We start from the raw sequence: 6282 nt of genomic DNA, 5'->3' as shown, positions 1-6282 counted from the left end.
GCTACATTCAATGCTTGGGTATCAGACTCCCGCCGAAATCGAAGCAACCCACTACACGAGCCTACAGGAATTAGCAGCCTAAGAAACTGAACGAACGCTCAGCCTCTAGAAAACCCGGGACTTGACACTATGCCCAGACCATCAAATCGGAGCACCACGACCTCACGCTCGGGACATGGGGTGACTACCGGGTGCCGTTCATCTTCGCTACCAACGGTCGCCCGTACCTCCAGCAGTATCGAACCAAGTCAGGCGTATGGTTCCGAGATGTTCGCAGCACCGATAACGCACCACGCGCGTTACAAGGCTGGTACAGCCCTGCAGGCTTGACGGAAGTTTTTGAAGCCGACACTGGTACAGCCGACAACGCACTGGCGAACCTTGGCGACGATCTACTCACCAACCCGAATGGGCTCAATCTACGCGGCTACCAGATCGACGCAATTCATGCTGCAGAGGACGCGATCACTGGCGGAAAGACTCATGCGTTGCTCGCGATGGCGACTGGCACCGGCAAGACTCGCACAGTGCTGGGAATGATCTATCGATTCCTGAAGACTGACAGGTTCCGCAGGATCTTGTTCCTTGTGGATCGCACAAGCTTGGGTGAGCAGGCCGAAGATACCTTCAAAGACGTCAAGCTTGAAGAACTCATGACCCTCGATGAGTTGTACTCGGTTCAGGGTCTCGAAGAAGCTGGAATCGACCCTGAGCTGCGAGTGCAGGTGTCTACCGTACAGGGAATGGTCAAACGAGTCTTCTTCGCAGACGGCGAAACGAAACCTGCAGTTTCAGACTTCGATCTCATCATTGTTGATGAAGCCCATCGAGGCTATCTGCTCGATAAGGACATGACTGAGGACGAGGCTCTGTACCGAGACCAGTTCGATTACCAGTCTGCGTACCGCAGCGTGGTCGACTACTTCGACGCCTCGAAAATCGCACTGACAGCCACCCCAGCGCTGCATACCACGCAGATCTTCGACCAGCCCGTGTATACGTACACCTACAGGGAAGCTGTCATCGACGGCTGGCTCGTAGACCACGACGCACCGCACCGGCTCACCACAAAGCTCTCTAGCGACGGGATCAAGTTCGACAAAGGTGAAACTCTGCCAATATACGACTCTGAAACCGGTGAGATCACCAACAGTGCAGAGCTTGAAGACGAAATCACCTTCGACGTTGACCAGTTCAACCGGCAAGTGATCACTGAAGACTTCAACCGTGCAGTGCTCACAGAAATCGCGCAGGATCTCGACCCGACCTCACCGGATGTCTACGGCAAGACCCTTATTTACGCCGTTGACGACGCTCACGCCGACATGATTGTCGATCTCCTCAAGGACATCTACGCCGATTCTGGGGTCGACACCGATGCGATCATGAAAATCACAGGTAGTGTAGCTGGCGGCAACAGGAAGAAGATTAAGGAAGCGATCAAACGGTTCAAGAACGAACGCTTTCCATCAATTGTTGTCACCGTTGACCTTCTCACCACGGGCATCGACGTTCCTGATCTCACGTCACTCATCTTCTTGAGAAGGGTTCGCTCGCGCATCCTGTTCGAGCAAATGCTCGGTCGTGCGACCAGGCTCTGCCCCGAGGTCCGCAAAGAGAAGTTCGACATTTATGACCCGGTAGGTGTCTACGATGCTCTCGATCAGGTCAACACCATGAAGCCGTTGGCCGCGAACCCCAGCACGTCTTTCGCTGACCTCATCGAAGGCATCGACTTCACGTCTGAAAATCCCGAAAGCGACGCCGAATCGATGGCATCTGTCATCACTCAGATCATCGCCAAACTGCAGCGCCGCACCCATCGAATCAACGGACAGGAGGCAGAACACACAAGCGATCTCGCGGGTGGCAAAGGCTTGAGAGAAGTAGCGGAGACCCTGCGTGGGATGAACCCTGAGGTTGCTGCTGCTTGGGTGAAAGAACACTCCGAGTTATTCGCCTACCTAGATGACAACACGTTCGGCGGAGCAAAAGGCCTCGTGATCTCTGACAAGGCAGATCAACTCCTCACCCATACACGCGACTATGGAGACGCCAAGCGCCCCGAGGACTACCTTGAAGAGTTCACCCATTATGTGCGGAATAACCAGAACGAGATCGCGGCGCTCACGATTATTTGCACGAAGCCAACCGATCTAACCCGTGAGCAACTCAAATCGCTCAAGCTCACGCTAGATCGAGCAGGGTTCACCTCGCAGAAGCTCTCCAGTGCTGTTTCAGAGATGAGCAACACGGAGATTACTGCTGACATCATCTCGCTCGTGCGCCGATATGCGATTGGCTCGCCGCTGCTTACCCACAACCAGCGCATCGATTTTGCTCTGTCGAAGATTCAGATTGAGTACCAGCCCAGCAAGATTGAGCAGACCTGGCTTGGTCGCATCCGCGACTACCTTACCAACGAAGAACTCATCACCCGAGACACCTTCGATGAGGACGTGCGATTCCGAAGCCAGGGCGGGTTCGCACGCATTGACAAAGCATTCCGGGGACGTCTCGGCGCCGTCGTCGAAGACATCAATACCTACATGTACGAGGAAGTATCCGCAAAGTGAACAACCAAGACATCGTCGCCAAACTATGGAGACTCTCAGACGTCCTCCGCGACGACGGCATCACCTACCACCAGTACGTCACCGAAATGACCTACATCCTGTTCCTGAAAATGGCTAAGGAAACCGGAACTGAGGAGCAGATTCCCGCCGAATACCGGTGGGACGTTCTGCGTACCAAGTCAGGCATTGAGTTAAAGCGTTACTACCGCGACCTCCTGCAGCATCTTGGTGAAGATGCCATGGGGCGCGTGCAAGAGATATACGCGGGTGCGTCAACCAACATCGATGAACCCGCCAACCTCAAGAAGATCATCTCTTCCATCGATGCGCTTGACTGGTACTCCGCACGCGAAGAGGGCCTCGGAAACCTCTACGAAGGACTCCTCGAAAAGAACGCGAACGAGAAGAAATCAGGCGCAGGCCAGTACTTCACACCACGTGTACTCATCGACGTGATGGTCAGGCTCATGGATCCTAAGCCGGGCGAGAAGTGCAACGATCCCGCCTGTGGCACCTTCGGATTCATGATTGCCGCGAACCAGCACGTACGCGAAGCAACCGACGACTTCTTCGCCCTCGACCAAGACCAATCAGAATTCGAAGTCAAACAAGCCTTCACCGGCGTCGAACTCGTGCACGACACCCACCGCCTCGCGCTCATGAACGCCATGCTGCACGGCATCGAAGCACCAATCATTCTCGGCGATACGCTTTCACCGCTTGGTAAGAACGTGCGCGGCTTCGACCTAGTACTCACCAACCCGCCCTTCGGAACCAAGAAAGGCGGGGAGCGTGCAAGTCGTGACGACCTCACGTTCCCGACATCAAACAAGCAGCTGAACTTCTTGCAACACATCTACCGCAGCCTCAAACCTGGTGGACGCGCGGCAGTAGTACTTCCTGACAACGTACTCTTCGCCGACGGCGACGGTAGGCGTATCCGTGAAGACCTAATGGACAAATGCAACCTTCACACCATCCTGCGCCTACCAACCGGCATCTTCTACGCCCAAGGAGTCAAAACCAACGTGCTGTTATTCGAGCGCGGCAAGACCGATAAAGGCAACACCAGCGGGGTCTGGTTCTACGACCTGCGCACCAGCATGCCATCGTTCGGTAAGCGAACACCGCTCACCACCGGACACTTCACCGATTTTGAGACCGCGTATACCGCATGCGACCGTACCACCATCGCGGATGAGCGGTGGAGCCACCTCACGCGCGAAGAGATCGCCGACAAAGACGACTCACTCGACAGGGGCTTGATTCGTGCCAGCGACAACAGCAACGACCTCACTGATTTAGACCCCGGCAAGATGAGCGCCGCCGCAGCAGACCTACTCGATGAGGCAGTCGACCTGCTGCGTACCCTCTCCGCAGAACTTGGTGCCAACGCCAACGAGGTTGACTGAAGATGGCAATGAAACGCACGACTTCACTGATTACTGACTTCGACAACATCCCCGTAGCAGCCCTCGTACCCGAAGACGAGCAACCCTACGAGATCCCAGCGCACTGGAAATGGGTGCGGTCGGGCAAAGCTGTTTCGTTTACCGGTGGGGGAACGCCTTCCAAAAGAGACCCTGCGTATTGGGGTGGAGAAATACCTTGGGCTAGTGTCAAAGACCTAGGTTTCGATACCATTAGTTGCACAGTCGATCGAATCACTGAGTCAGGATTTCGGAACAGTAGTGCACAGCTTGCAGAACCTGGGGACCTGATTGTTGCTACTCGTATCGCGCCTGGAGTCAGCGCCATCACCGAGATTGCGACAACCATCAACCAGGATTTGAAGATTGCTCGTTCGGAAGTTGTCCTGGCCGAGTTTCTCAAGGTGAACTTTGACGCGAACTTTCAATGGTTCAGTAATCACGCGTCAGGGACCACAGTCATGGGGGTCACTCTCCAAAAACTGCACGACTACCCACTCCCATTGCCGCCGATTGATGAGCAGAAGGCGATCGTTGAGAAACTGCGGGCAGCGAACCAGAAGATCGACGACGTACTCGAACGCCTCGACCACTTCCTTGAGGAATTTCCCCAAAAGCAGTTCACCCTGGTGCAGGCACTGCTCGCTGGTTACGGCAGTGCGAACTATAAGGACGATCCACCGAAGGCATGGAAAGTTGAGCCGCTCGGAAAGATCCTTAGGGTGTCTTCAGGGAAGGGTCTCACTGCCAGAGAGATGCACCCCGACGGCGGCGTGCCTGTCTATGGCGGTAATGGTGTGACTGGCTATCATGACCAGGCTTGTTACCCTGCAGGCACAATCGCCATAGGTCGTGTGGGCTATTACTGTGGCGCTGTGCATATGTCGAAAGAAGAATGCTGGGTTACTGATAATGCACTAGTAGCTCGATTTAACGAGCATGAGATCGACAAAGACTTTCTTTACCACCTATTGGCACATACGAATCTTCGAGTCAATACGAGTTCGAGCGCCCAGCCGCTGATCTCGGGAAAAAAGATTTACGACATAGAAGTGCAGATACCTCCGCTCGAGGTTCAGAAATCCATAACGGCTGACATCGAGCGCACGGTGGGTCGACTGGTCAAAGTTGAGTCAGCTGTTGAACAAACCAGAGAAATGCTTCTGTCCACTCGCAGCGTCCTGCGCCAGAAAGCCTTGAGGGGTATTTCGTAATTCCTTGTTTGAGAAGTAGTTCTTGTCGAGTGCAGAATTGTTTAGCGCGACGCGCCCGAAGCGTTCTTACTGTTGCATGCATCTGGCATCGGGGTGGCCGCGTCGCTGGGATCGACCTCCGTTTCAGTCCACTAGAATCTGCGCCTAACTCACGTAGCGTCCTTGAGTCGCCGAAATCAAAGAATTGTTTGGCGTATGGCTGACTACTGCGTCGCAGCGCCTAACCTCGATTTTTCATGGGTAGCTGGTTGCCCATGATTCCGGCTCCGTTGCCGCGTACCGACACTGATTCTGCCATTCGAGCATGACACGACCACCGTGTGTCGCCACGGCCCTGCGGGGATCCAACCCCAGCCCTTTCCTCAACTCGAACGAACACTGCCACCACGGCTCTATCCTGGGGCTGGCCGCGGCAGACTCCGCAACCGGTCGAGACCAGCAACGATGACCCCGGCCCAACGGGCAGTCGCCTTCATATGCACCACGGCCCGCCTGGCTGTCCTCGCGATCGTCGCCGGGACCGCGTAGACGTGCATCCGCAGCTTCTTTGGTTCCCACCGGCGGATCTCGTGGGTCGGAAACGCCAGCAACGACTTCCACGCCTCGATCTCTCCAGCTAAAGCGACAACAGCTAACCAGATCTGGTTCTGATCGAATCCCTTCAGCGGGAAGTTGCGTAACCCGGAGTCCTTGGCGATGCGGATCCGATCCTCACAACGAGCCCTGGATCGGTGGCGGACTTCCAGGTCCGCCAACTGCCCGCTCTTCGTGTTCGTGACGAACGCGGTGACCCGGTTGGGGTGTCATGATTTGAGTAGACAGCAGAACCCGACGAAAGGAAACTGCTGCACATGACTACCAACCAATCCCCGCGGCGGCCCCGCAGAGAGTTCACCTCGGAGTTCAAGGCCGACGCCGTCGCGATGGTCACCGATCTCGGGAAGTCCCGAGCCGAAGTCGCCCGCGACCTCGACATCAACGAGTCGACGCTGGGCCGGTGGGTCGCGAAGGCCACTGGCACTGAAGGAACCGGCTCCGGATCAGCTCGACGCGCTCCCGACG

At 55.7% G+C, this 6282-nt stretch carries 4 protein-coding genes and 1 pseudogene; 4 read left to right on the top strand and 1 reads right to left on the bottom strand.

The annotated features are described in order from the left end of the window. The first annotated feature begins 140 nt into the window (after positions 1-140). Genes hsdR through EB836_RS17805 form a run of 3 tightly spaced genes read left to right on the top strand, consistent with a single transcriptional unit; the run spans position 141 to position 5220 of the window. Positions 141-2576 carry a type I restriction-modification system endonuclease gene (gene hsdR, locus EB836_RS17815; RefSeq protein ID WP_240690167.1) on the top strand — a complete coding sequence of 812 codons (2436 nt, stop codon included), beginning with the start codon at positions 141-143 and terminating at the stop codon, positions 2574-2576. Continuing rightward, positions 2573-3988: an N-6 DNA methylase gene (locus tag EB836_RS17810; RefSeq protein WP_135542769.1), complete on the top strand. Its 1416-nt coding sequence runs from the start codon at positions 2573-2575 to the stop codon at positions 3986-3988. Before hsdR ends, EB836_RS17810 begins: the two co-directional genes overlap by 4 nt. 8 nt (positions 3989-3996) lie before the next feature. Beyond that, entirely contained in the window at positions 3997-5220 is a 1224-nt protein-coding gene (locus EB836_RS17805) for a restriction endonuclease subunit S (RefSeq protein ID WP_167854515.1), read from the top strand. Positions 5221-5612: 392 nt separating this feature from the next. Here the strand turns inward: EB836_RS17805 and EB836_RS17800 are convergent. After that, positions 5613-6152 (bottom strand): annotated as a pseudogene (locus EB836_RS17800) (transposase); the annotation flags it as partial. Here EB836_RS17800 and EB836_RS17795 point away from each other — a divergent pair. After that, positions 6072-6282, top strand: a 211-nt coding sequence (locus tag EB836_RS17795; RefSeq protein ID WP_167854317.1) for a transposase, incomplete at its 3' end; no start/stop codon positions are given. The pseudogene EB836_RS17800 and the gene EB836_RS17795 sit on opposite strands and share 81 nt — an antisense overlap.

Origin of the sequence: Brevibacterium sp. S111, assembly GCF_004745075.1 — a bacterium.
GTDB lineage: Bacteria > Actinomycetota > Actinomycetes > Actinomycetales > Brevibacteriaceae > Brevibacterium.
Note: the sequence above shows the minus strand (reverse complement) of the source record. Positions and strands in the feature narration are given on the sequence as shown.

Coding starts and splice junctions, on each gene's coding strand:
- EB836_RS17805 (WP_167854515.1), top strand. CDS start 3,997: ATGAAACGCACGACTTCACTGATTACTGACTTCGACAACATCCCCGTA.